The 24,978-nt window shown below is 59.2% G+C and carries 21 protein-coding genes; 9 read left to right on the top strand and 12 right to left on the bottom strand.

Translation table 11 applies throughout. From position 1 onward, the window contains the following. The 9 genes from ACFO6X_RS13575 to ACFO6X_RS13535 all read right to left on the bottom strand — a co-directional run. Positions 1-364 (bottom strand): electron transfer flavoprotein subunit beta/FixA family protein (locus ACFO6X_RS13575; RefSeq protein WP_382433952.1); only part of this gene is annotated, 364 nt, incomplete at its 3' end. 45 nt (positions 365-409) lie between these two features. Continuing rightward, a complete protein-coding gene (locus tag ACFO6X_RS13570; protein ID WP_382433950.1) occupies positions 410-1,408 on the bottom strand; it encodes a Bug family tripartite tricarboxylate transporter substrate binding protein in 999 nt (332 codons plus the stop codon). Positions 1,409-1,492: 84 nt separating this feature from the next. After that, positions 1,493-2,467, bottom strand: a complete 975-nt coding sequence (locus tag ACFO6X_RS13565; protein WP_382433948.1) for an NAD(P)H-dependent flavin oxidoreductase — start codon at positions 2,465-2,467, stop codon at positions 1,493-1,495. A gap of 6 nt (positions 2,468-2,473) precedes the next feature. Further along, positions 2,474-3,718: a CaiB/BaiF CoA transferase family protein gene (locus tag ACFO6X_RS13560; protein ID WP_382433946.1), complete on the bottom strand. Its 1,245-nt coding sequence runs from the start codon at positions 3,716-3,718 to the stop codon at positions 2,474-2,476. Positions 3,719-3,731: 13 nt separating this feature from the next. Continuing rightward, positions 3,732-4,541, bottom strand: coding sequence for an oxepin-CoA hydrolase, alternative type (locus ACFO6X_RS13555; protein ID WP_382433944.1), 810 nt, complete (start codon positions 4,539-4,541; stop codon positions 3,732-3,734). 14 nt (positions 4,542-4,555) lie between these two features. After that, on the bottom strand, positions 4,556-5,692 hold the full coding sequence (locus ACFO6X_RS13550) for an acyl-CoA dehydrogenase family protein (protein ID WP_382433942.1): 1,137 nt from the start codon (positions 5,690-5,692) through the stop codon (positions 4,556-4,558). A gap of 10 nt (positions 5,693-5,702) precedes the next feature. Continuing rightward, a complete protein-coding gene (locus ACFO6X_RS13545) occupies positions 5,703-6,899 on the bottom strand; it encodes an acyl-CoA dehydrogenase family protein (protein ID WP_382433940.1) in 1,197 nt (398 codons plus the stop codon). Between the two features lie 10 nt (positions 6,900-6,909). Further along, on the bottom strand, positions 6,910-8,097 hold the full coding sequence (locus ACFO6X_RS13540) for an acetyl-CoA C-acyltransferase (RefSeq protein ID WP_382433938.1): 1,188 nt from the start codon (positions 8,095-8,097) through the stop codon (positions 6,910-6,912). A gap of 16 nt (positions 8,098-8,113) precedes the next feature. Then, positions 8,114-10,234, bottom strand: coding sequence for a 3-hydroxyacyl-CoA dehydrogenase NAD-binding domain-containing protein (locus ACFO6X_RS13535; RefSeq protein ID WP_382433936.1), 2,121 nt, complete (start codon positions 10,232-10,234; stop codon positions 8,114-8,116). 112 nt (positions 10,235-10,346) lie between these two features. Here ACFO6X_RS13535 and ACFO6X_RS13530 point away from each other — a divergent pair, with 112 nt between their 5' ends. After that, a complete protein-coding gene (locus ACFO6X_RS13530) occupies positions 10,347-11,261 on the top strand; it encodes a LysR family transcriptional regulator (protein ID WP_382433934.1) in 915 nt (304 codons plus the stop codon). Here the strand turns inward: ACFO6X_RS13530 and ACFO6X_RS13525 are convergent. After that, positions 11,240-11,743, bottom strand: a complete 504-nt coding sequence (locus ACFO6X_RS13525; RefSeq protein ID WP_382433932.1) for a YbhB/YbcL family Raf kinase inhibitor-like protein — start codon at positions 11,741-11,743, stop codon at positions 11,240-11,242. The two genes, ACFO6X_RS13530 and ACFO6X_RS13525, sit on opposite strands and share 22 nt — an antisense overlap. A 76-nt stretch (positions 11,744-11,819) precedes the next feature. Here ACFO6X_RS13525 and glmS point away from each other — a divergent pair, with 76 nt between their 5' ends. Then, positions 11,820-13,712, top strand: coding sequence for a glutamine--fructose-6-phosphate transaminase (isomerizing) (gene glmS / locus ACFO6X_RS13520; RefSeq protein ID WP_382433930.1), 1,893 nt, complete (start codon positions 11,820-11,822; stop codon positions 13,710-13,712). A 29-nt stretch (positions 13,713-13,741) separates the two neighbouring features. Here glmS and ACFO6X_RS13515 read toward each other — a convergent pair whose 3' ends face one another. Continuing rightward, positions 13,742-14,698 (bottom strand): LysR family transcriptional regulator, encoded by a 957-nt coding sequence (locus tag ACFO6X_RS13515; protein WP_382433928.1) that lies wholly within the window; start codon positions 14,696-14,698, stop codon positions 13,742-13,744. Between the two features lie 189 nt (positions 14,699-14,887). On the opposite strand from ACFO6X_RS13515, the gene benA reads away from it, so the two are divergent. The 6 genes from benA to ACFO6X_RS13485 all read left to right on the top strand — a co-directional run bounded on the left by benA (position 14,888) and on the right by ACFO6X_RS13485 (position 21,389). Then, positions 14,888-16,249, top strand: a complete 1,362-nt coding sequence (gene benA, locus ACFO6X_RS13510; RefSeq protein ID WP_382433926.1) for a benzoate 1,2-dioxygenase large subunit — start codon at positions 14,888-14,890, stop codon at positions 16,247-16,249. 20 nt (positions 16,250-16,269) lie between these two features. Next, entirely contained in the window at positions 16,270-16,758 is a 489-nt protein-coding gene (gene benB, locus ACFO6X_RS13505) for a benzoate 1,2-dioxygenase small subunit (RefSeq protein WP_382433924.1), read from the top strand. 38 nt (positions 16,759-16,796) lie between these two features. Next, positions 16,797-17,807, top strand: coding sequence for a benzoate 1,2-dioxygenase electron transfer component BenC (gene benC, locus ACFO6X_RS13500; RefSeq protein WP_382433922.1), 1,011 nt, complete (start codon positions 16,797-16,799; stop codon positions 17,805-17,807). Positions 17,808-17,870: 63 nt separating this feature from the next. Continuing rightward, a complete protein-coding gene (locus ACFO6X_RS13495; protein ID WP_382433920.1) occupies positions 17,871-18,656 on the top strand; it encodes a 1,6-dihydroxycyclohexa-2,4-diene-1-carboxylate dehydrogenase in 786 nt (261 codons plus the stop codon). A gap of 90 nt (positions 18,657-18,746) precedes the next feature. Further along, on the top strand, positions 18,747-20,093 hold the full coding sequence (locus ACFO6X_RS13490; protein WP_382433918.1) for an MFS transporter: 1,347 nt from the start codon (positions 18,747-18,749) through the stop codon (positions 20,091-20,093). A 114-nt stretch (positions 20,094-20,207) separates the two neighbouring features. Continuing rightward, the gene (locus tag ACFO6X_RS13485) at positions 20,208-21,389 is read left to right on the top strand and encodes a benzoate/H(+) symporter BenE family transporter (RefSeq protein ID WP_382433917.1); all 1,182 of its coding nucleotides are present in this window, start codon (positions 20,208-20,210) and stop codon (positions 21,387-21,389) included. Here the strand turns inward: ACFO6X_RS13485 and ACFO6X_RS13480 are convergent. Beyond that, complete coding sequence (locus ACFO6X_RS13480) at positions 21,386-23,158, bottom strand: ATP-binding response regulator (RefSeq protein ID WP_382433915.1); 1,773 nt, start codon at positions 23,156-23,158, stop codon at positions 21,386-21,388. The two genes, ACFO6X_RS13485 and ACFO6X_RS13480, sit on opposite strands and share 4 nt — an antisense overlap. 233 nt (positions 23,159-23,391) lie before the next feature. Here ACFO6X_RS13480 and ACFO6X_RS13475 point away from each other — a divergent pair, with 233 nt between their 5' ends. Next, positions 23,392-24,975, top strand: a complete 1,584-nt coding sequence (locus tag ACFO6X_RS13475; RefSeq protein WP_382433913.1) for a bifunctional aminoglycoside phosphotransferase/ATP-binding protein — start codon at positions 23,392-23,394, stop codon at positions 24,973-24,975. The last annotated feature ends 3 nt before the right edge of the window (positions 24,976-24,978 follow it).

The following is a 24,978-nucleotide window of genomic DNA, read 5'->3' as shown; positions in this document are numbered from 1 at the left end:
CGTCGATGGCTTGCTTGCCCAAAATGATGAGGCCGGGTTGCTCTTTGTCCACCAGCGCCTTGAGCAGCTTGGCCACGGCCAGCGGTTGCAGTTCGGCCTCGGTTTCGACCAAGATGGCGCGGTCGGCGCCGATTGCCATGGCCGTGCGCAGGGTTTCCTGGCACTGGGCGGTGCCGCAGGAGACGGCGATCACCTCAGTGACCAAGCCTTTTTCTTTCAGGCGCACGGCCTCTTCGATGGCAATTTCGTCAAAGGGGTTCATGCTCATTTTGACGTTGGCAATGTCCACGCCGGTGCCATCGGATTTGACACGCACTTTCACGTTGTAGTCCACCACGCGCTTGACCGGTACGAGAATTTTCATGGTTGGGGGTTCTGTATTGATTAAAAATAAAAGTGCAAGCTCTGTTTAATCCAGCTTGGCACCGGAGAGCTTGACCACCCGCTCCCAGATGGGCGCATCTTTTTGAAAGGCGGTGGAAAACTGCTCGGGGGTATTGCCCACCGGAATAAACCCCATCGTCTGGATGCGCTGGCGGATCTCTGGCAGGGCAATGATGGCCCGCACTTCTGCCGTGACCTGTTGCAGCACATCAGTGGGTGTGCGTGCTGGGGCACTCATGCCAAGCCAACCACTGATCCGAAAAATTTCGTCTTTGATGCCTTGCTCAATCAAAGTCGGTGTTTGGGGCAATGCCGCCATGCGTTGTTCGCCAGTGACGGCCACGACCTTGACCCGGCCCGAGTCAATATGGGGCTTGGCCGCTTGCAAACTGGCAAAGGCCATGTCGATTTGGCCTCCGGCCAAGTCTTGCATCATGGGGGCTTCGCCTTTGTAGGGGGCATGGGTCATATCGGCCGCCAGGTTGTGGCTGATCCACGCACAAGCCAAATGGGAGTACGAACCACTGCCCCAGGAGCCATAGGACAGTGCGCCCTTGTTGCGCGTGATATGGTTCCACAGGTCGGTGGCGTTGTTCACTGGCAGCTTGGGATTGACCAACAAGGTGACGGGGGCCAGCGCAATTTGTGTCATCAGTGCCTGATCGCGCTGTGGGTGGTAGGGCAGCTTGGTATACAAAAACTGGTTGATCAACATGGTGGTGCCCAGCGAGATCAAGAAGGTGTAGCCATCAGGCGCAGACTTGAGGGCAAAGTCCGTCCCGGTCACGCCACTGCCTCCGGGGCGGTTGTCTACCAACACGGGCTGCCCCATCCGGGTGGCTAATTTTTCTCCGATAGAACGGGCCAAGATGTCGGTGGCCCCACCGGGGTTAAACGGCACAATCAGTTTGATCGGTTTGTTGGGGTAATCGGTTTTTGCCCAAACGGGAACGCCCAGCAGGCTACTGCCAGCCAAAGCGCCCGCTTGCAACCATTGGCGGCGGCGGATATTGAGATGTTCCATTTTTGTCTCCTTGGGATTTTTATTACAGGGGGCCGTGAGGGTGTCACCTGAAGGTGCAGGCGAGCAGAATCAGTGCGTTTGCGTTCAGCGCAGCATGGTGGTGAGCCGCTCGCTGATAAGTGCATGCGCTTGGGCCATGATGTCGTCGATCAGTTGCTGGACGGTGGGTATATCGTGGATGAGTCCGGCCACCATGCCGCAAGACCAAGCCCCCGCCTCCATCTCGCCTTGCTGCATGATGCGGGGATAGACCCCTGCTACTTCGGGCAAGATGTCTTCAAACCGCAGGCTGGCCCCCAAGGCACGTTCTTTGTCGAGCAGACGTTCCACGGCGGCGTTGTTCAACACCCGCTCGGTGTTGCGCAACGGACGCATCACCAAGCGGGTATCGAGCTCGGTGGCAGCCACAATGGCTTGCTTGACATTGGCATGCACCGGCGCCTCTTGGGTGGCAATAAAGCGGGTGCCCATGTTGATGCCCTCGGCCCCCAACGCCAGTGCCGCCACCAAAGAGCGGCCATCGGCCATGCCGCCAGAGGCAACAAACGGGATCTTCAGTGCCTGTGCCGCACGCGGCAACAAGATGAAGTTGGGCACATCGTCCTCACCGGGATGACCGCCACACTCAAAGCCGTCTACGCTGATCGCATCGCAACCAATAGCCTGCGCCTTCAGTGCATGGCGCACCGAGGTGCATTTGTGAATCACCTTGATGCCGGCCTCTTTCAGTGCTGGCAACCATTGCTGTGGGTTGTTGCCTGCCGTTTCCACCACCTTGACGCCGCCATCGATGATGGCACGCACATAGCCCGGATAGTCTGGCGGCTGCACCGAGGGCAAAAAAGTCAAGTTGACGCCAAAGGGCTTGTCGGTCATAGCGCGGCAGCGCGCAATTTCTTGGGTGAGCAACGCTGGGGTGCGTTGGGTCAGGCCCGTAATGATGCCCAGCCCGCCCGCATTGGACACCGCTGCTGCCAGCTCGGCCAAGCCCACATGGTGCATTCCGCCCTGGATGATGGGGTGTTGGATGCCCAAAAGTTCAGTGATGCGTGTTTTCATGGCGGGTTACTCCACGGCAATGTGTTGTGCATGGGCCGTTGGCGGCAAGGTCAATATGCCTTGGGCCTGCAATGTTTGTAATTGTTCTTCTGGTAGTTGCAGCAGTTGTTGCAGCACTTCGCGCGTGCCTTCACCCAGCGTGGGCGGCGCTTGGCGAATAGGCAGGCGCTCGCCATCGAGCCGATAGGGTGGTGCAAACACTGGGGTACTGCCCACCACCGGGTGTGGCATATCACGCAACAAGCCGCTGCGTCGGGTGCGCTCGCTGGTGAGGGCTTCGTGCAAACCCACCACCTTGCCGCAAGGAATACCCGCTACTGTCAGGCGCTCGAGCAGCACATCGCGCTGGCCGGTACGGATGATTTCTTTGAGCAAGGGCAGCAACTCACGCCGGTTTTGCGCCCGGTTGACATTGGTGGCAAAACGCGGGTCGTCCACAATGTCGGGGCGCAAAATCACTTGGCGGCAAAACTTGTCAAACTGGGCATTGGTGCCCACGGCGATGATGAGCGGCCCATCTGCTGCGTCGTACATGCCATAGGGCACGATGGAAGGATGGGCATTGCCGTAACGCTCCGGGTCGTGGCCCAACTCCAGGGCATCTAGCCCGTAGTAGCCTGTCACAGTGATGCCGCAGTCGTACAGCGCCATCTCAATCAAGCGGCCCTTGCCCGTGCGTTCGCGGCGAAACAAGGCCGCCAACACCGCTTGGGCTGCATACATGCCAGTCATTAAATCCACCACCGCCACGCCAAACTTCAACGGCGGTTGGCTGGCCTCGCCATTGAGGGCCATGAGCCCAGCTTCGGCCTGAATCACCAAGTCGTAGCCAGGGCGCTTGGCCTCGGGGCCGCTGCTGTCGTAGCCGCCCACCGCGCAATACACCAAGTCGGGCTTGATGGCCCGCAGTTGCTCATAGCCCAAGCCGAGCTTTTCGGCACCGCCAGACTTGAAGTTGTGGATCACGACATCGCACTGTGGCAACAGATCGTGGATGATTTTTAGCCCTTCAGGGCTTTGCAAATCCAGCGTGATCGACCGCTTGTTGCGGTTCATGCTGTTGTAGTAGGTGGTTTCGGTTTTGCCAATGCGCAAGCCCCAGTCGCGGGTGTCGTCGCCCCGCCCCGGATGCTCTACCTTGATGACCTCCGCGCCAAAATCGGCCAGCACCATACCGCACATTGGCCCGGCAAAGACGCGCGAAAGATCCAGCACGCGCACCCCGTCCAGAGGGAAATCCATATCGGTCATCACAGTTTGTCTCCTATAGCCTGCCAGCCCCTTGCTGGCGTAGGCGGGTGAAATCGGGTTGGCGTTTTTCTAGAAAGGCCTGAATGCCTTCGTGCGACTCTGCGGTCGCTTGCGAATGCACCATCGACTGCGCTTCCAAATCCAGTTGTTGCTCCAGGGTATTGCGTGGTGCTTGGCGGCACAGTTCTTTGATACGCCCCATCGCCCACTCTGGGCCAGAGGCTACTTGACGGGCCAATGCCAAAGCATCTTCCAAGGCACGACCGGGCGGAGCCAGCCGATTGACGGCCCCCAGTGCATGCAGGCGCTCACCACTGAGGCGCTCGCCCGTCAGGCACAACTCGGTCAGCACCTGGCGCGACACCAACTCGGCCAAAAAAGCGGTAGCCCCACCATCAGGGGTGAGGCCCACCTTCACATAAGCCACCGAGAACACCGCATCGCTGGCGGTCACCAGCATGTCGCACGCCAGCGCCAATGACAACCCCGCACCCGCCGCAGCCCCTTCCACCGCAGCAATCAGGGGCTTGGGGCAATCACGCATCGCTCGGATCAGGTCGTGTAACCCCTCAATTCGGGTGCGGCGCTCCTGGGCTGGCAGTTCGCGGCGCGTAGCCAACTGACGCAAATCTCCGCCAGAGCAAAAATGCCCGCCCTCGCCAGTCAAAACAATGGCGCCCACAGTGGTATCGGCTGCCGCTTGGCGCAGGGCCGCGATCATGGCCGTGTAAAAATCCACCGACAGTGCATTGCGGGCGGCCACATTGTTGTTAGACAGTACCCACACTGCCCCCTCACGGCGGCTCAACAGGGCTGGACTCATGGCAATGCTCCAGTTCAGAGCGACTGGCCCAAAGCCATAAAACGTGCCAAATGGTGGTCTTCATCGCCCAATTGGTGGTCGATCATCACCAACCGTTTGGCATAGTGGGACAGGGGCAACTCCCACGTCATGCCAATTCCACCATGCAGCTGGATGCTCTCTTGAGCCACCAGAGTGCCGATGCGGCCCAGCGTGTATTTAGCCGCCGACAGCGCCCGCTCACGCTGGATGCGATCATCCTCGTCAATGGCCGCTGCCGCATTGATCACAGCAGAACGTGCCTGCTCCACTTCAATGAGCACATCCGCCATGCGGTGTTGCAGCGCCTGAAAGCTACCAATGGGCTTGCCAAACTGCTTGCGGGTTTGCAGGTATTCGAGGGTGCTTTTTTTCGCCACATCCATGGCGCCCAAGGCTTCGGCACACAGGGCCAGAATGCCGTAGCCCACGGCCCGCTCCAGCAGAGCCATGCCCTGATTGGGCGCCCCTAACAGGGCGTCCGCCCCCACCTGCACGTTGCTCAGTGTGATTTCTGCGGCACGGCCCCCGTCCATACGGCCATACCCTCGGCACGCCAAACCCACAGCATTGCCGGGCACCAGAAACAGCGAGATACCCGCTTCGCTGTCGACTGCGCCCGAGGTGCGGGCCGACACCAGCAATAAGTCGGCCTGATCGCCAAACAACACCACTGCTTTTTGGCCTGTCAGCAACCAGCCCTTGTCATTGGCAATCGCTTGGGTGGTGACATAGGCCAGCTGGTAATGCGAACCAGGCTCATCGTGTGCCAATGCAGCCACTGTGCTGCCACCCATCAGGCTGGCAAGGTGTGCTTTTTGGGCCGCAGTACCTGCGGCCACCAGCGCCTGCCCCACCATCAGCGCCCCCAAAAAAGGCTCCACCACCAGCCCTTGCCCCAAAGCCTCAAACACCACAGCGATGTCAAAGCCTGCCCCGCCAAAGCCCCCATCGGCCTCGGGAAACAAAGCGCCAATGGCCCCCAACTCAGCAAATTGCTGCCACAGGGCTGGGCTATGGCCTGTCTCGCCATAGGCGACCGTGTTGCGGGTCTCAATACCGTATTGTTCGGTCACAAAACGGTGCAGGGTATCCGCCAGCATGCGGCGGTCTTCGGTGTGTTCAAAGTTCATCGCAACAGCCTCACAGTCCCAAAATCATCTTGGCGATGATGTTTTTCTGGATTTCATTGGAGCCGCCAAAAATCGACAGCTTGCGGTAGTTGAAATAATTGGCCGCTGCCGTGGCAGCTTCCTTGGGCCCCACGGGGGTGGCGCTGTCGTCTGTGTACTGAGCCTCCTCCACAAATGGCAGCGCATACGGCCCCATGGCACGGCGAATCAGCGACAGCAGTTCTTGGCGGATCTCGGTGCCCCGAATCTTTAGCATCGAGCTTTCGGCCCCTGGCACACCACCACCGGCCACAGCCGCAATCACGCGCAGGTTGGTGGTTTTCATGTTCTCCAGATCAATTTCCACCTTGGCCATGCGAGCGGCAAACTGTGGGTCTTGGGCCAAGGGTTTGCCGTTTTTATGCACTTTGGCAGCAATCACCTTCAGTTTTTCCAATGCTGCAACAGAAAACCCAACCCCGGCAATGCCAGTGCGCTCGTAGGTGAGCAGGTATTTGGCGTAAGTCCAGCCCTTGTTTTCTTCACCCACCAGGTTTTCTACCGGCACTTTCACATCGGTAAAAAACACTTCATTGACTTCGTGGTCGCCATCGAGCGTACGGATGGGGCGCAACTCCACGCCGGGTGTGTTCATGTCTACCAGCAAAAAGCTGATGCCTTCCTGTGCCCGTGCTTCCCGGTTGGTACGCACCAGACAAAAGATCATGTTGGCGTGCTGGCCCTGGGTCGTCCAGGTTTTCTGACCATTGACGATGTAATGCCCGCCTTGGCGCACGGCAGTGGTCTTGACCGAGGCCAAATCGGAACCAGCACCGGGCTCAGAATAGCCTTGGCACCACCAGTCCTCGCCACTGAGAATGCGCGGCAACCAGTAACTTTTCTGTGCTGCATTGCCAAACTTGATCAGCACGGGCCCCAGCATATTGACACCAAAGGGCACAATGCGCGGGCCACCAGCGAGTGCGCATTCGGTGTCAAAGATGAACTTCTGCACGGCCCCCCAGCCGGGGCCGCCGTACTGTACGGGCCAATGGTTGGCATACCAGCCCCGCGCATTGAGTATGGCGTGCCAATCGTCCTGATCTTGCTTGCTCAGGCGTTGGCCTGCCTTGACCTTGTGGGAGATGCGGGCGGGCAGTTTTTCTTGTAGGAAGGTTTGCACTTCGGTGCGAAAGGCTTCCTCGTCGGGGGTGAAATGCAGATCCATGTGGGGTTCCTCAGAAAATTTCGAACAGGCCAGCCGCACCCATGCCACCAGCGATGCACATCGTGACCACGGCATACTTGGCCTTGCGCCGACGCCCCTCCAACAACACATGGCCCACCAAGCGTGCGCCAGTCATGCCAAAAGGGTGACCGATGGAGATGGCACCACCATTGACGTTCAGGCGCTCATCGGGAATACCCAGCCGCTGCTGGCAGTAGATGGACTGCGAGGCAAATGCCTCGTTCAGCTCCCACAGGTCAATGTCGTCCACCTTCAGGCCGTGGCGCGCCAACAACTTGGGCACGGCAAACACGGGGCCAATGCCCATTTCATCGGGTTCACAACCAGCCATGGCCATCCCCCGAAAAGCACCCAGTGGTTGCAAACCCAAACGCTCGGCCTGTGTGGCCTCCATGAGCACGCAGGCGGCAGCACCATCAGACAGTTGCGAGGCATTGCCCGCCGTGATGAACTGCCCCGGCCCTTTGACCGGCTGGAGCTGTGCCAAGCTCTCATAGGTGGTGCCGGGGCGGTTGCAATTGTCGGCAGTGGCCGTCACTTCGCGCTGGCTGACGGCGCCGGTGGCCTTGTCGGTCACGGCCATCACGGTGGTGCAGGGCACAATCTCATCGGCAAAGCGGCCTGCCGCTTGGGCCTGTGCTGTTTTGCGTTGGCTCTCCAGCGAGAAACGGTCTTGGGCTTCACGGCTGATGCCGTAGCGGTGGGCCACCACATCGGCGGTGTCGATCATCGCCATATACAAATCCGGCTTGTGCTCGAGCACCCAAGGATCGATGCCCGTGTCCACACCAGTGCCCTCGCTGCGGCGCAAGCCCGAAATACTCTCCACCCCTCCGGCAATCATGGCCGGGGCACCGTCCACCATGATGTGGTGGGCGGCCATAGCAATGGCTTGCAAACCCGAGGCACAAAAGCGGCTGACCGTTGCTCCGGCAATGCTCAGGGGCAGCCCGGCGCGCAACACACTGGCACGTGCCACATTACGGCCCGTGCGTCCCTCAGGGTACCCACAGCCCAAAATGGCATCTTCAATGAGGGCAGGGTCTATACCCGAACGCTCTACTGCGGCCTTCACGGCATAAGCGGCCAAGGTGGTGCCGGGGGTAATATTGAACTCACCCCGGTGCGACTTGGCTAGGGGCGTACGGGCGGTAGAGACGATGACGGCTTCACGCATGGGATATCCTTTTCGTTTATTCGCGGTGGTTCAGGCTGTCAAAGTTGGCCCCTTGGGCCACCAAGGTTTCCAACAGTGCTGCGGGCTGCCAAAACCAAGCATCCTCTTGGGCAAACTCACGCAGATCGGCCAATACCTTGTCCAGCCCGACCATGTCGGCGTATTTCATGGGGCCACCACGAAAGCGCGGAAAGCCATAGCCCGACAAAAAGGTCACATCCACATCCAACGGGCGCAGGGCAATGCCCTCTTGCACCACCTTGGCGCCTTCGTTGACCATGGCAGCCATGTAGCGGCGGATGATTTCGTCCGCCGTGAATGGGCGTGGGGTTATGCCCTTTCTGGTCCGTTCGGCATCGACGATAGCCAGCACTTCAGGGTCGGGTACCCCCGTGCGCGCCCCCTGTGGGTACAGATAAAACCCCCGCCCGGTTTTTTGCCCAAACCAGCCGCGCTCACACAGGCGGTCACTGATTTCTACATAACGGGCGCGCGGATCACGGGTGGGGGCACGGCGCTTGCGGGCCGCCCAGCCAATATCCCCTCCGGCCAAATCCACCACCTGAAACAACCCCATGGGATAGCCAAAGGCCCGCAACGCCTCATCAATCTGGTAGGGGCTGGCACCATCTTCCATCAAGTAATCTGCGGCTTGCCGATACACCGCCATGATGCGGTTGCCAATAAAACCATCGCACACCCCAGCCCGCACAGGGGTTTTCTTCATCTTTTTAGCCAATGCAAAGGCGGTGGCTACTACGTCAGCCGCCACCTTGGCGGGCACCACAATCTCCAGCAGCTTCATGATGTTGGCCGGACTGAAAAAGTGCAACCCAACCACATCTTGCGGACGGCTGGTCACAGCGGCAATCGCATCAATATCAAGGTAAGAAGTGTTGGTAGCCAACACGGCACCGGGCTTACACACGCGATCCAACTCCTGGAACACGGTCTTTTTGACGTCAAGATCCTCAAACACGGCCTCAATCACCAGATCTACCTGCCCAATGTCGTCATACGAGGTGCTCGGGGTGTAACGTGCCATCACCGCGGCTTTGGCCTCTGCGCTCAGGCGGCCTTTGGCGATCAGGCCGTCATAGACCTTTTCCACATGGGCCTGACCACGGGCAATGGAGGGGGCATCGCGTTCAATCATGGTCACCTGCAACCCTGCATCCAGCGCCGCCACCGTGATGCCCGCCCCCATCGTGCCACCACCAATAATGGCAATGTGGGCCAAGGGGCGCGGGGTTGCTGCCTTGGCTTCTGGGATCTTGGCGGTTTCACGTTCCGCAAAAAAGGCGTGGATCAGGCCCGCACGCTGGGGGCTGTCTAGGCATTGCAGAAACAAGGCTCGCTCTTGCTTTAACCCCTCGTCAAAGGGCAAATCAATGGCCCCTTGAATGGCCTCCAGAATTTTCAGTGGAGAGAACAACCCCGGTGTCTTTTTGGCGGTGTGGGCCTTGAGCACATTCAGCGCCGCTTGGCTGGCAGCCTTGTTGATCAGCGCGCCTGCATCACGGGTACGGCGCACCGGGGCTTTTTGTGCCAACAGGGTCTGGGCATAAGCCAGCCCGGCAGCGCGCACATCGTGGCCCCCATCCAAATCATCGATCAGACCCACCGCCAAGGCTTCTTGGGCTCCCATGTGGCGACCACTGAGCATCAGCTCTGCTGCGGCCTGCACACCGATCAGGCGCGGCGTGCGTTGCGTGCCCCCCGCACCGGGCAACAGGCCCAAGTTCACTTCTGGCAGCCCCAATTTGGCGGCAGACAAACCCAGACGGTAGTGCGCAGCCAGCGCCACCTCCAACCCACCACCGAGGGTTGGGCCATGCAATGCGGCAATCACCAGCTTGGGGCTGGCTTCGATTCGGTTGCAAAGGTCGGGCAGTAGCGGGGGCTGTGGGGGTTGACCAAATTCACGGATGTCAGCCCCAGCAATAAAGGAGGTGCCTGCCCCCAATAGCAACACGGCCTGGACAGCAGCATCCTGTTCCGCCTGCTCTAGGGCAGCCCATAGCCCTTGGCGCACCGCCACGCCCAAGGCATTGACGGGTGGGTTGTCAATGGTCACCACCAGCACGCCACCTTCGCGGGCCGTGGTGACAACGCAAGCGGGAATGGCAGTGCCCATGCAGATGTCTCCTGTATTGATGTTCTGGAGAGTGATTGTTGATGCGCGAGCCAGTCTTGACAATCACAGCATCCATTGACAGACTGTCAAAAATTTTTTGACAAATAAAACCATGGACTTGGCCTCTCTGACCTTGCTGGTCGACATCATTGATGCGGGCAACTTGAGCCAAGCGGCACGCAAGCTCAAAATGACCCGGGCCAATGTCAGCTACCACCTGCACCAATTGGAAAAATCGGTGGGAGTGCAATTGGTGCGGCGCACTACCCGCCGTGTAGAGCCCACCGAGTTGGGCCTGCGGCTGTATGCACATGGCCGCAGCATTCACAATGAGCTGCTGGCCGCCCGCGAAACCATCACCACTTTAGGCCAGGGGCTGCAAGGGCGGGTGGGCTTGAGCGTGCCCAGCGGCTATGGGCAAATGGTGGTGTCTGACTGGTTGATTGACTTCAAACGCCTGTACCCCGGCATCGTGCTCGATGTGCTGTTTGAAAACCGGGTCGATGACCTGATCCGCGATGAAGTCGATATTGCCATTCGGGTTTTGCCAGAGCCGCCCGACGCATTAGTCGCCCGAGAACTGGGGCTGGTGCGTTATCTGGCTTGCGCCTCGCGGGGGTTTGCCCAGCAGCACGGCCTGCCAAGCACGCTTGAGCAATTGCGCACCATGCCGTTGATTACTTCGGCGGTGGTGGGGCGTCAGTTGCGCCTGCGCGCCTATCGTGGTGGCACCCGCGAAGAAGTGATGCTTGAGCCCACGCTCATCTCTGAGCATTTTCCATTTTTGCGCCAAGGCATTTTGGCCGGGCTGGGCATAGGGCTGGTGCCCGATTATGTGGTGCAAGACCAGATTGCTACCGGCGACGTGCTCACCATGCTGGACGACTACCGACTGAGCATTTTTGGCACCCGTATGTACCTGCTCACCATGCCCAATCGGCACCAGACGCGTGCCGTGCGTACCTGTATAGACTACCTGTTGGGCCGGGCCTTGCCGGCCCCTTCTCAGGCTGCTGGGCGAGCGTAGGTTGCCGTAAAGGTGGCCTTTTCTAGCGTGTGCGCATTGATCATAAAACCAGCCAATGCTGCAGAGGCATCGTCTGGAATGTCCAAACGCGGCACGCTCAATGCGTGAACGGTGAAGATATAGCGGTGTGGTGCATCGCCGGGCGGTGGGCACATGCCACCCCAAGCATAGGCACCATAGTCATTGCGTATCTGCCGGGCTGGAGCGGGCAGGTTGGCACCACCTTGGGCGCCAGCATGGGCTGCCAAAGTGGTTGTGCCCGCAGGCAAATCCACCACCAACCAGTGCCACCAGCCCGAGCCGGTGGGGGCATCGGGGTCATACACCGTGAGGGCAAAGCTTTGGGTGCCCACTGGGGCGCCGCTCCACTGCAACACCGGCGACTGGTTCTGGCCCGCACAGCCAAAGCCATCAAACTCGAACTGGGGTGGCACGCTGCCACCGCTGGGAATGTCGGGGCTGCTCAGGGTAAAGCGGGTCATGGGCTACTCCTTGAAAAAGTCTGAGATTCGGCAATTTAACGCACAATTGAGCCACCTTTTCAGCGGAATTTTTCTTATGTGTGGCATCGTTGGCGCCGTCTCCTCGCGCAATATCGTTCCTGTGTTGGTACAAGGGCTGCAACGGCTGGAATACCGGGGCTACGACTCCTGTGGCGTGGCCGTACACACGGCCAGCCTAGACGGTGCCACCAGCGGTGGTTTGCAGCGCGCCCGCAGCACGGCTCGGGTGGCCGAGTTGCTAGAGCAGGTGCAACAGGTGCCGGTGCAGGGCGCTACGGGAATTGCCCACACCCGTTGGGCTACCCACGGCGCTCCAGTAGAGAGCAATGCCCATCCCCATTTCAGCTATGGCCCCACCGCCGAGGCCCACCGCCAGCCCACAGCCTTGGGCCGAGTAGCCTTGGTACACAACGGCATCATTGAAAACCATGAGCCGCTGCGCGCCGCCTTGCAAGCACAGGGGTATGTGTTTGCCAGCCAAACCGACACCGAAGTCATTGCCCACCTGATCGACAGCCTGTATACCGGTGATTTGTTGGCTGCGGTGCAAGCCGCCGTGGCGCAGTTGCACGGCGCTTTTGCCATCGCCGTGCTGCACCACGACGAGCCGCACCGCGTTGTGGCAGCCCGTGCTGGCTCACCCTTGGTACTGGGTGTAGGACAAGAAGGACAAGAGCATTTTGTTGCCAGCGATGCAATGGCCTTGGCCGGAGTGACGGACCAGATCATCTATCTGCAAGAGGGAGATCTGGTCAATTTGCAACCAACCGGCTACAGCATTACCACCCGGGATGGACAGCCACTGACAACGGCAGAGCGCCCCGTGCGTACTGTCCATGCCCACAGTGGTGCCGCAGAGTTGGGGCCATACCGCCACTACATGCAAAAAGAAATTTTTGAGCAGCCCCGTGCCATTGCCGACACCCTGGACGGCATCACCCGCATCGTGCCAGCCCTGTTTGGCCCAGAGGCAGCGCAGGTGTTCCGTCAGATTGATTCGGTGTTGATTTTGGCCTGCGGCACCAGTTACTACAGCGGCTGCACGGCCAAATACTGGCTCGAATCTATCGCCCGCATTCCGACACAAGTGGAAGTAGCCAGCGAATACCGCTACCGAGACTCGGTGCCCAACCCGCGCCAACTCATCGTCACTATCAGCCAGTCCGGCGAAACCGCCGACACCTTGGCGGCCCTGCGCCATGCGCAAAGCCTAGGCCACCCACATACGCTCACCATCTGTAACGTGACCACCAGCGCAATGGTGCGGGAATGCGCGCTGGCCTACATCACCCGTGCTGGGGTAGAAATTGGTGTCGCCAGCACCAAAGCCTTCACCACCCAACTGGCTGGGCTGTTTTTGCTCACCTTGGTGCTGGCCCAAACCCAAGGCCGCCTCAGCGCCGAACAAGAGGCGGCGCATTTGCAAGCCATGCGCCACCTGCCGGTGGCCTTACAGGCGGTGCTGGCACTGGAGCCACAGCTCATTGGCTGGGCCGAAGACTTTGCCCGCATGGAAAATGCGCTGTTTTTGGGCCGAGGGCTGCACTACCCCATTGCCCTGGAGGGAGCACTCAAGCTCAAGGAGATCAGTTACATCCACGCCGAGGCCTACCCCGCCGGGGAGCTCAAACATGGCCCGCTGGCCTTGGTGACCAGCGCCATGCCGGTGGTCACAGTAGCCCCCAACGATGCGCTACTGGAAAAGCTCAAAAGCAACATGCAGGAGGTGCGCGCGCGCGGTGGGGTGCTGTATGTGCTGGCCGATGCCGATACCCGCATTGAGAGCAGCGAGGGTATCCATGTCATCCGCATGCCCGAGCATTACGGTGCGCTGTCTCCGCTCCTGCACGTCGTGCCGCTGCAACTACTGGCCTACCACACCGCCTGTGCCCGTGGCACCGATGTAGACAAGCCACGCAATCTGGCAAAAAGCGTGACGGTGGAGTGAGCAGACCCCAAGGGCAAAAGGATGGGTGATCATAGGCTGGCCGCTCTTGTCTCATCGCCTGGAGAAGCCCCCACAGGCGCAGCCACTTGCCCTGGATAGACGCCCTCTTGATACACCTCGTCAATCAGCGTGCGCAGCAGCAGCAAGTCGGGGGGACGGTCATGCAACCGGGTGCTCATGATGATGGGTGAGACGGCACTGGGCTCCATCAAGGGCCGGTAGAGCACATCCTCACGGCGCAGCTTCTGCACCCCTGATGGCACCACACACAGCCCCATTCCAGAGGCCACCAGCCCCAGCGCCGTCTGCATTTCATTGACTTCATGCACCGTGCCCGGCTCAATGCCCAAGTCGTGGCAAATGGACAACACCTGATCGGCATAGCTGGGCCGGGGTTGGCGCGGGTAAATCAGCAAGGGATAAGGCTTGATAGCGGTCAGACTCAGGGGGCTGCTGTCGCTGGCCAGCGGGTGTTCGCAGGGCATCGCCAACACCAACGGTTCTTTGCGCAGCACCTCACGTTTGACATTGGGGCTTTCCAGCCGAATGCGCCCAAAACCCACATCAATGCGCCCGGCATTGAGGTCTTCAATTTGCTGCACTGACGTGCGCTCCAACAACACCAGCTCGGTATGTGGTTGCGTGGCCCGAAACATGCGCACGATGTGCGGTAAGGCGCCATACATCGTGGAAGCCGCAAACCCCAACACCAACCGTTTATCGGTTTGGGCAATGCGCCGCGTCATGGCAATGGTCTCGTGGAACTGCTCCAACAGCCGCACTGCACGGGCATAAAAGAACCGCCCAGCCTCGGTCAAGTGCAGTGGTCTGGCCTCACGATCGATCAGGGGCTGACCAATCGCTTCTTCTAGCTGCTGTATCTGCCGACTGAGCGGCGGCTGCGAGATATGCAACCGCTCAGCCGCACGGGTAAAGCTGCGCTCTTCAGCCACAGCCACAAAGTATTTGAGGTGTCGTAAGTCCATGCGATACCTTTTAGGTATGAAGTCGGTTGAAAACAGTCTTTGCCCTGTTTATATCTTTATTCATAAGATATTTACTGCGCGCATTAACTTTGATCAAAAAAAGCAATAGTAAAGATCGTATCAGGGTAAACCCTGCACTGATCTGACCATGCGGCAGGAAGCCCCCAGACAAGCACAAAAGGAGACACGATGAGTACCCCTGCACCCAACGCCAGCGTGCAAGAGCGATTGGATCAAATGTTGGTGGAAGACCCCAGCCAGCATATCTACAAACTGCACCGCTCTGCATTTACCGATGCAGAATTGTTTGATTTGGAGATGAAGCACATCTTTGAGGGCAACTGGATTTATCTGGCCCACGAGAGCCAAATCCCCAACCCCAACGACTACTACACCACCTATATTGGTCGCCAGCCCATCATCATCACCCGCAACAAACAAGGTGAGTTGAATGCGGTGATCAACGCCTGCTCGCACCGTGGTGCCACACTGGCCCGCAGCAAAAAGGGCAACAAAGCCAATTTCACCTGCACATTTCACGGCTGGACATTCAATAACAGCGGCAAATTGCTCAAGGTAAAAGATTCGGCAGACGCGGGTTATCCCGAACATTTCAATAAAGAAGGTAGCCACGACCTGAAGAAAATCGCTCGCTTTGAAAGCTATCGCGGTTTTCTTTTTGGCAGCCTGAATGAAGATGTTAAACCCCTGACCGAGTTTTTGGGTGAATCCACCAAAATCATCGACATGATTGTCGACCAATCCGCCCAAGGTTTGGAAGTGCTGCGCGGCTCCTCCACCTATACCTTTGACGGCAACTGGAAACTGCAAGCCGAAAACGGTGCCGATGGCTACCACGTCACTTCGGTGCATTGGAACTACGCTGCCACCACCAACCACCGCAAGCAAGCAGCAGCCGGTGATGGCATCAAAGCCATGGATGCTGGCAACTGGGCCAAAAATGGCGGTGGCTTCTACTCATTTGAGCATGGTCACATGCTGCTGTGGACACGTTGGGCCAACCCGCAAGACCGCCCGGCCTACCAGTACCGCGATGACCTGATTGAGCGTTGCGGCGAGGCCCGCGCCGATTGGATGATCAGCCACTCGCGCAACCTGTGCCTGTACCCCAATGTCTATTTGATGGACCAGTTCAGCTCGCAAATTCGTGTGCTGCGCCCCATCTCGGTGGACAAAACCGAAGTGACCATCTACTGCATTGCCCCCAAGGGTGAATCGGCAGAAGCGCGTGCCCACCGTATCCGCCAGTACGAAGACTTCTTCAACGCCTCGGGCATGGCCACCCCCGACGACTTGGACGAGTTCCGCGCCTGCCAAGAAGGCTTTGCCGGTATCGACCTGGCTTGGAACGACATGACCCGTGGGGCCACCCACTGGGTGCATGGCCCCGATGAGGCCGCCAAAGAGATCGACCTGCAACCCAAGCTCAGCGGCATCAAAACCGAGGACGAAGGCTTGTACACCGAACAGCACCGCTACTGGCTCGAGGCCATGCAGCGGGCCGCAGCCGCCGAGAAAACCCAGAAATAAGCGCAGACGGAGCCATTGACATGACAATGACGACAGAACAAGTCCAAGCCTTTTTGTACCGCGAAGCCCGCCTGCTCGATGACCGCCAATGGGACGAATGGCTGGCCTGCTACAGCGAGAATGCCGAGTTCTGGATGCCCTCGTGGGACGATGACGGCGAGTTGACACGCGACCCACAAAGCGAAATCTCGCTCATTTACTACCCCAACCGCAGTGGTTTGGAAGACCGCATCTTCCGTATCCAAACCGAGCGTTCTTCGGCCAGCACCCCGCTGCCACGCACGCTGCACCAAACCAGCAATGTGGAAATCCTGTCGCAAGACGGCCAGCAACTCAAGGTGCGTTTTAACTGGCACACCCTGAGCTTTCGCAACCACACCACCGACAGCTACTTCGGCACTTCGGAGTACACCTTGGACGTGTCGGGCGCGCAGCCAGTGATTCAGCGCAAGTACGTTGTTCTGAAGAACGACTACATCAGCCACGTCATTGACGTCTACCACATTTGAGCCTTGGGCCGGGGCTTGGCCCCGGCCTGTCCAATACCATGAGCCACCATATTGCGCTTCAATTTGAAGATGGCGTGACCCGCTTCATTGAAGCCTCGCCCACCGAAACCGTTGCCGATGCCGCCTACCGCCAAGGCGTGAACATCCCCCTCGATTGCCGTGATGGTGCCTGTGGCACCTGCAAGTGCTTTGCCGAATCGGGTCAATACACCCAAGGCGAATACATTGAAGATGCCCTGACCGACGAAGAAGCGGCCCAAGGCTATGTGTTGAGCTGCCAAATGCGTGCCGCCAGCGATTGCGTACTGCGCATTCCGGCTTCGTCAGCAGCTTGCCGCACCCAGCAAGCACACTACGAGGCCCACATCCGCGAAGTGCGTGCGCTGTCGCCCAGCTGCATCAGCCTGACCATTGAGGGCGAAAGCCTGAAAAAACTGGCTTTCTTGCCGGGGCAGTACGTCAATTTGCAAGTGCCCGGCACCGAGCAGACACGCGCTTACTCGTTCAGCTCGTTGGTGCAAAACGGTGCGGTGTCGTTTTTGATTCGCAATGTGCCCGGTGGCTTGATGAGCAGCTACTTGAGCCAGCAAGCCCAACCTGGTGCGGCCATCAGCCTGACTGGCCCGCTTGGCAGCTTCTACCTGCGCGATATTCAACGTCCGTTGTTGCTGTTGGCCGGTGGTACGGGCTTGGCACCGTTCACGGCCATGCTAGAAAAAATTGCCGAGCAAGGGGGCAGCCCGCATCCCTTGCACCTGATTTATGGCGTGACCCACGATGCCGATTTGGTGGATGTGGACAAGCTGCAAGCCTTTGCCGCCCGCATCCCCCACTTCACTTTTGCTACCTGCGTGGCCAGTGCCGAAAGTGCCCATCCACAAAAAGGCTATGTGACGCAATACATCACGCCCGCGCAATTGCACGACGGCAATGTGGATGTCTATCTGTGTGGCCCACCGCCGATGGTGGAGGCGGTGAACCAGTTCATGCGCCAACAAGGCATTCAGCCCGCCAACTTCTATTACGAGAAGTTCTCCGCCAGTGCCTAAGCACCCCGTGCTTTTCTTTCTGACCAGGCCCGCACTGTGGGCCTTTTGGTGATGGAGTGTGTAATGAGCCTACGTTTTCAGGACAAAGTAGCGGTAGTGACGGGAGCTGCCCAAGGCATAGGCCGGGGTGTGGCCCTGCGCTTGGCAGCTGAAGGGGCTGCGCTGATGTTGGTAGACCGCTCTGAACTGGTCTATGAGCTGCGCGACGAGCTGGCCCACCGTTCCCCACAAACCAGCGTGCAGGTACTCACCGCCGACATGGAGCAAGCGCAGGACTGCCAACGCACCATGCAAACAGCCAAAGCGCATTTTGGCCGGATTGATGTGCTGGTGAACAACGTGGGCGGCACGATTTGGGCCAAGCCGTTTGAACACTACCAAGTGAGCGAAATTGAGGCCGAGGTGCGCCGCTCCTTGTTCCCCACGCTGTGGTGCTGCCATGCCGTGCTGCCTTATATGTTGGAGCAAGGCCAAGGGGCCATCGTCAATGTGTCGTCCATTGCCACGCGCAGCATCAACCGCGTGCCCTATGGCGCGGCTAAAGGCGGCGTGAACGCCCTGACGGCCTGCTTGGCCTTTGAAACCGCGCAACGGGGCGTGCGCGTCAATGCCATTGCCACGGGCGGCACCGAAGCCCCACCCCGGCGCATTCCGCGCAATGCGGCGGAGCAGACCGAGCAAGAAAAGATTTGGTACCAACAAATCATCGACCAAACCGTGCAGTCCAGCCTGATGAAACGCTACGGAACCATTGATGAACAAGTGGGTGCCATTTTGTTCTTGGCCTCGGACGAGGCAGCTTACATCACCGGAACCACCCTGCCAGTGGGGGGCGGCGACTTGGGCTAAGTCCACTGCATAGGTTTCGTTTGATACCGGGGCTGTGCGCCAAGGCTCCGGTTTTTTTCATGTGCATAAACTTTATAAAGAGAGACAAACATGCAAAAAGTTGATGTCCACAGCGTCGTCGACCATGCCAAATTCAATGGCTTTCACTGGATGGTGATGTGCCTGTGTGCTTTGGTACTGATTTTTGATGGCTACGACCTGTTCATCTTTGGCGTGGTGTTGCCTGCCATCATGAAAGAGTGGGGTTTGACGCCCTTGCAAGCGGGTGCTTTAGGCAGCTACGCCTTGTTTGGCATGATGGCTGGGGCCATGTTTTTTGGCCCTTTGGCCGACAAAATTGGCCGTAAAAAGGGCATTGCCATTTGCTTTGCGCTGTTTTCTTGCGCCACCATCGTCAACGGCTTTGCCCGCACCCCGACCGAGTTTGGCATTTTTCGTTTCTTGGCCGGGCTAGGCTGTGGTGGCCTGATGCCCAATGCCGTGGCACTGATGAACGAGTATGCGCCCAAGCGTCTGCGCAGCACGCTGGTAGCCATCATGTTCAGTGGCTACTCTTTGGGTGGCATGTTGGCCGCCGGGGTGGGCATTTATGTGCTGCCCGAGTTTGGCTGGCGCTCGATGTTCTTTGTGGCTGCCGTACCGCTGATTGCACTGCCCTTCATCATGTTGATGCTGCCCGAATCGTTGGGATTTTTGGTGCGCCAAGGCCGCCACGACGAAGCGCGCCAACTGCTGGGCCGGGTCGAACCCAGCCGCACTTTTAACACCCAAGATGAGTTGGTACTGGTAGGCGGTGGCAAGGGGGGTAGCGCCTCGGTGCTGGAGCTGTTCCGTGAAGGTCGTTTGCTGGGCACACTATGCCTGTGGCTGGCGTTTTTTTGCTGCCTGTTGATGGTGTATGCGCTGGGGTCTTGGTTGCCCAAGCTGATGGCCAATGCCGGTTACAGCCTGGGCTCTAGCCTGAGCTTTATGTTGGCGCTCAACTTCGGCGGCATGGCTGGCGCCATTTTGGGTGGCTGGCTGGGCGACCGCTTCAACTTGAGCAAAGTGATGGTGGGCTTCTTCTTGGCAGCAGCTGTGTCTATCAGCTTACTGGGCTTCAAGAGCTCTATGCCAGTGCTGTATCTGTTGATCTTTGTGGCCGGTGCTACCACGATTGGTACGCAAATCCTGTTGTACGCTGGCACGGCCCAATACTATGGCCTGTCCATCCGCTCTACCGGGCTGGGTTGGGCCTCGGGCATTGGCCGCAATGGTGCGATTGTTGGCCCCCTGTTGGGCGGTGCCTTAATGACAGCCCAATTGCCACTGCAACTCAACTTTATTGCCTTTGCCATTCCGGGGGCCATTGCGATGGTGGCAATGGTGGTGTTCAGTGTGCGTGAGAGCCGCCAGCCCCACGGCACACTGACTGCTGTGCCTGCCACAGCCAACTAACTGGCCCAGCCCAACGGCAGTTGGGCTTTGCATCCTTGCCCCCACCCGTTCAGCGGCTGGGGGTTTTTTCTTGGGTTCTTGCCGGTAGGTATGTCCGGCGACAGGACGGGTCAAGTGAGCTTACGTCAGGATTTTTCTCTCTCTGCTTTGACTGCCGGTTTGCTGGCGGTCATCATTTCTTATGCCGGGCCGCTGGTCATTTTTTTCCAAGCCGGGCAAAGCGCACAGGTGTCGCCTGAGATGATGTCCTCGTGGGTCTGGGCCATCTCGTTTGGCGCAGGCTTGTCGGGGCTGTTGCTGAGTTGGTGGCTCAAAGTGCCGGTGGTCACGGCGTGGTCGGCACCGGGCACAGCGTTGCTGGTGACGCTGTTTCCGGCCATCACGCTAGAGCAAGCGGTGGGGGCTTATTTGTTGTCGGGTCTGGTGATGTTGCTGATGGGCTTGTCGGGTTATTTTGACAAGCTCATCCAATCGATTCCCAAGGGCATTGCCAGCGGCATGATGGCGGGCATTTTGTTCCAGTTTGGGGTCGGGGCTTTTCAGGCCGCCAAAACAGCCCCAGTGCTGGCACTGTCCATGATTGGCATCTACTTGTTGTTTCGGCGCTTGCTACCGCGCTATTGTTTGGTGATTTTGCTGCTGGCGGGTTTGGGCCTGGCGGTGCTGCTGGAGGGGGTGAGCCTGTCGGGGGTACCGTGGGCTTTGGCACAACCCACCTTTATCACCCCAGAATGGACTTGGGAAGCCACCTTGAGTTTGGCCGTGCCCTTGGTGCTGGTGAGCGTGACCGGGCAGTATTTGCCCGGCATGGCTATTTTGCGTAGCGCGGGTTACAGTACGGCTGCGCGGCCCATCATCGTGTCTACCAGCATGGCCTCTTTGGTAGTGGCTTGTTTTGGTGGCATCAACATTGTGATTGCAGCCATTACGGCGGCCCTGTGTACCGGCAAAGATGCCCACGAGCAAGCCAATCAACGTTACATCGCCGGTATGGCGAATGGCCTTTTCTACCTGATTGGGGGCAGTTTTGCCAGCAGCATCATTTGGCTGTTTGCTGCTTTGCCCCAAACCTTGATTGCCGTGCTGGCCGGTTTGGCGCTGATGGGAGCCATTGCTGGCAGTTTGGTCAATGCCATCAACGAGGTTGACCACCGCGAAGCCTCCATCATCACCTTTTTAGCCACCGCCTCAGGCATGACGCTATGGGGTTTGGGTTCGGCTTTTTGGGGGGTGTTGATTGGCGGCGTGGCCTACGTGCTCTTACACCAACCTTGGCAGCAAAAGCCTGCCCGTTAGGTGGGCAGGCGCATGGCGTACAAGCTGTGCAGCACAGCGCGCAACTTGGCTGGCTGCACAGGTTTGTGCAACAGCAGAAAACCGCTGGCACTGGCTTCGCGCAGGCGTTCAGGGGCAGTATCGCCGGTCAGAATGGCCGCTGGTATCGGCAAGCGCAGTGCCTGCCGCACAGCGGCAATGGCCTCACTGCCTGTATGGCCCGCTTGCAGCCGGTAGTCGGCCAGCACCATATCGGGCGCGTGGGCCTGCTGCTGTAGTAACGCCACGGCCTCTTGGGCGCTGGCGGCCGTCCAGACCATACAGCCCCAGCGGGCCAAAACATCTGTCATGGCCTGCCGGATAGCGGGCTCATCATCAATCACCAGCACCGTACACTGGAGCACGGGTGTATCTCCATCTGGCGCGGTGGCAAGCGGCAGTGGCAGGGCCGGCTGCACCATGGGCACACTGACCCAAAAGGCAGAGCCCCGGCCCACACAGGAGCGCAACGTGATCGGATGGTCCAGCACGCGGCACAAACCACGCACAATCGCCAGCCCCAGCCCCAAGCCCTTGCGCTGGTCTCGCTCGGGGTTGCTCAGTTGGTAAAACTCCCGGAAGATGGCCTGATGGTATTGGGCAGGAATGCCCGGCCCCGTGTCATAGACCACCAACGCGACCCGCCCCTGTTGCTGGCGGCAACCTACCAGCACACGGCCCCGCTCGGTATGGTGAATGGCATTGATGATCAGGTTGCGCAAAATACGCCCCAGCATCTGGGCATCGCTGTAGGTGTGCAATCGCGTGGTGGCAAAGTTGAGTCGAATGCCCTTGTCCTGCGCAATCGGCCACAGTTCTTGCTCTAGGGCATCAAACAAATCTTGTACCGCCAACACCTGCCGTTGCGGCTCAAACAGCCCAGCCTCCAGTTTAGAAATTTCTAACAGGGCATTGAGCAACTCTTCCAACGATTGGGCCGAAGTGCCCAGATACTCCACCACCTGTTGCGCCCGCACAGGGTCGCGCTCGTGGCGCAGTGCCTCCACAAACAGCCCCACCGCGTGCAATGGCTGGCGCAGATCGTGGCTCGCAGCGGCCAAAAATTTGGATTTCGCCAAATTGGCGTCTTCAGCCCGGCTGCGGGCCTCTTCGGCCACTTGTTTTTCGGCCATCAGTTGTTGCACCAGCTCCTGCTTCTCCAGTTGCAAGCGGATAGAGCGAATCAGCACTTTGGAGATCTGGCGTGCCCCCAACAAAATGTTGGCTAAATAGAGCACACAGATCAACCCCATGATGAAAAAGTCCCCGCCTTCCACCATGAAGCGACAGGCCATCGGCAACACCGTGGGAATCACCGAATACTGTGCGGGCGGCCAAGAAGCATAAGCCGGTATCGAACCTGCGGCCAGCCCGGCCAAAATCACCGTGAGAAAAATCAGCGCCAGCACCGACTGTGGAAAAAAGAAAAACCACCCGGCCAACCCCCAGATCAGCCCAGAACACAACGTGGCACTGGTGAGCACATAGCGCCAAGGAGCCTCGTCGCCCTCGGTATCTCGGTGCCGATAGGCCAACACCACAGCAGCCCGCACCAACGTAATCAAAAGCAGCGTTCCCCACCATCCCCAGAGCAAGGCATGGTCTGCAAGGTGGCGCAAACTCCAAGCCACTGCCGTAGCCAACAGCACGTTGGTGCTCAGCGTCGCGGGGGTATTGCGAAAGAGGACTTGGATCTGCTCTGCCAACACCTGTTGTGCCACCACAGGGCTGCTGGCCGGCTCAGTACGCATCAATACTCCATGCGGGCATTGACCACCGCAGTTGCGGGCTTGCCAGATGCACTCGCCCGTGGCAACACTGGGGCGGCATACAGGCGTAGCGATAGAGACATGGGACAAAAGGCATTCCACCACCGATTATCCGGGGATTGCTTAGGGTAGCTTGGCGCACCCACCCCAGACAGGCGGAGAAAATGGCTGCTTATTGCCACTTTTACAGTAACTCACCATTGCCACTGCCCACCATGTCTGAAGCTTCCAACCTCCGCCCCCTCTGGCTCAACCAACTGTTACAGGGCACCCATGCACTGGCCCCAGAGGCCACCTGCACCGAAACCCATATCTCTTGGGTCGTGCTGGCTGGCGGGCAGGCCGTCAAGTTCAAAAAGCCGCTCGATATGGGCTTTTTGAATTTCAGCACACTGGAGCTGCGCCGCCATGCCTGCCTAGAAGAGCTGCGCATCAATGCCCGCACAGCCCCCCAGTTGTACCAATCCGTGGTGGCTGTGCTGGGGCCACAAACCTCTCCTCGCTTGGTGCCATTGGCACAACTGAACGCACAAGAGCAAACCGAGGTGCTGGAGTACGGCGTGCAAATGCAGCGATTTGGTGCAGACCAGCTGCTGGCCCAGCAACTGGCAGCGGGCACCTTGCACACCAGCCACCTAAACGCCCTGGCCGAACAGGTTGCACAATTGCACCGCCAAGCCGCCGTGGCGCCAGCAGGCAGCCACTGGGGCAGCCCCATGCCCGTGCGCCAACAGTCCCAGGCCAATCTGGACGCCTTGGCCCGCCTACCACTGAACGAAGCCGACCGGGCTACTCTGGCCGCCCTGAGCGATTGGACGCAACAAGAAGGCGAGCGCCTGATGCCCCTGTTCAGCCAACGCCAAACCCAAGGCCATGTGCGTGAGGGCCACGGTGATCTGCACTTGGGCAATTTAGTGCTGTTGCATGAAACACCACAACTGTTTGATGCCATTGAGTTCAGCGAGGCGCTGCGCTGGATCGATACCATGGCCGATGGTGCTTTCTTGGTCATGGATCTGCACGCCCAAGGCCGCCCCGATCTGGCATGGCACTTCCTGAACGCCTGGCTAGAACAGTCGGGCGATTACGCAGGCTTGCCACTGTTGCCGTGGTATCTGGTCTATCGGGCCTTGGTGCGGGCGATGGTGGCAGGGTTTCGTCTGGGGCAAGTCCAAAGCGAGGCAGCCCAAGCCGAAGTTTGGCAAGAAGTGCGCCGTTACATGGCGCTGGCCGATCAGCTGCGCCAGCCGCGTGCGCGCTGGCTGTGGCTGGCCCACGGTGTCTCGGGGTCAGGCAAAAGCCGCCACAGTGCGCAACTGGTAGCCCAGCGCGGCATGGTGCGCCTGCGCGCCGATGCCGAACGCAAACGCCTGTTTGGGCTGGCGCCCACCGCCTCCAGTGCCGGTGCCACACCCCAAGGCATCTACACCCCCGACGCTACCCAGCGCACTTACGAACAATTGGCACTGCTGGCGGCACAAGTGTTGCAGGCCGGCTTTCCTGTGTTGGTAGATGCCACCTTTTTGGCACAACGCCATCGGGCACAACTGGTCGCAGTGGCCGCGCAGCAACAGGTGCCTTGTCGCATTTTGGCCTTTGATGCCCCGGCGGAGGTGCTGCGCGAGCGCGTACAACGGCGTCTGGCCAAAGGCGGCAACGCCTCTGAAGCCACCGTAGAAGTGCTGCAAGCCCAACTGGCTGCTCGTGAGCCCTTGGATGCCCAAGAACAGGCGCTGGCCGTGTGGGCTGACACCACCCAAACCTTGGACTGGAACGCCTTGTTGCCTGGTACTGACTGAGCC

Origin of the sequence: Giesbergeria sinuosa (genome assembly GCF_042652905.1) — a bacterium.
Lineage (GTDB): Bacteria > Pseudomonadota > Gammaproteobacteria > Burkholderiales > Burkholderiaceae_C > Simplicispira > Simplicispira sinuosa.
Note: the sequence above shows the minus strand (reverse complement) of the source record. Positions and strands in the feature narration are given on the sequence as shown.

Coding starts and splice junctions, on each gene's coding strand:
- ACFO6X_RS13570 (WP_382433950.1), bottom strand. CDS start 1,408: ATGGAACATCTCAATATCCGCCGCCGCCAATGGTTGCAAGCGGGCGCT.
- ACFO6X_RS13565 (WP_382433948.1), bottom strand. CDS start 2,467: ATGAAAACACGCATCACTGAACTTTTGGGCATCCAACACCCCATCATC.
- ACFO6X_RS13560 (WP_382433946.1), bottom strand. CDS start 3,718: ATGACCGATATGGATTTCCCTCTGGACGGGGTGCGCGTGCTGGATCTT.
- ACFO6X_RS13555 (WP_382433944.1), bottom strand. CDS start 4,541: ATGAGTCCAGCCCTGTTGAGCCGCCGTGAGGGGGCAGTGTGGGTACTG.
- ACFO6X_RS13550 (WP_382433942.1), bottom strand. CDS start 5,692: ATGAACTTTGAACACACCGAAGACCGCCGCATGCTGGCGGATACCCTG.
- ACFO6X_RS13545 (WP_382433940.1), bottom strand. CDS start 6,899: ATGGATCTGCATTTCACCCCCGACGAGGAAGCCTTTCGCACCGAAGTG.
- ACFO6X_RS13540 (WP_382433938.1), bottom strand. CDS start 8,097: ATGCGTGAAGCCGTCATCGTCTCTACCGCCCGTACGCCCCTAGCCAAG.
- ACFO6X_RS13535 (WP_382433936.1), bottom strand. CDS start 10,234: ATGGGCACTGCCATTCCCGCTTGCGTTGTCACCACGGCCCGCGAAGGT.
- ACFO6X_RS13530 (WP_382433934.1), top strand. CDS start 10,347: ATGGACTTGGCCTCTCTGACCTTGCTGGTCGACATCATTGATGCGGGC.
- ACFO6X_RS13525 (WP_382433932.1), bottom strand. CDS start 11,743: ATGACCCGCTTTACCCTGAGCAGCCCCGACATTCCCAGCGGTGGCAGC.
- glmS (WP_382433930.1), top strand. CDS start 11,820: ATGTGTGGCATCGTTGGCGCCGTCTCCTCGCGCAATATCGTTCCTGTG.
- ACFO6X_RS13515 (WP_382433928.1), bottom strand. CDS start 14,698: ATGGACTTACGACACCTCAAATACTTTGTGGCTGTGGCTGAAGAGCGC.
- benA (WP_382433926.1), top strand. CDS start 14,888: ATGAGTACCCCTGCACCCAACGCCAGCGTGCAAGAGCGATTGGATCAA.
- benB (WP_382433924.1), top strand. CDS start 16,270: ATGACAATGACGACAGAACAAGTCCAAGCCTTTTTGTACCGCGAAGCC.
- benC (WP_382433922.1), top strand. CDS start 16,797: ATGAGCCACCATATTGCGCTTCAATTTGAAGATGGCGTGACCCGCTTC.
- ACFO6X_RS13495 (WP_382433920.1), top strand. CDS start 17,871: ATGAGCCTACGTTTTCAGGACAAAGTAGCGGTAGTGACGGGAGCTGCC.
- ACFO6X_RS13490 (WP_382433918.1), top strand. CDS start 18,747: ATGCAAAAAGTTGATGTCCACAGCGTCGTCGACCATGCCAAATTCAAT.
- ACFO6X_RS13480 (WP_382433915.1), bottom strand. CDS start 23,158: ATGCGTACTGAGCCGGCCAGCAGCCCTGTGGTGGCACAACAGGTGTTG.
- ACFO6X_RS13475 (WP_382433913.1), top strand. CDS start 23,392: ATGTCTGAAGCTTCCAACCTCCGCCCCCTCTGGCTCAACCAACTGTTA.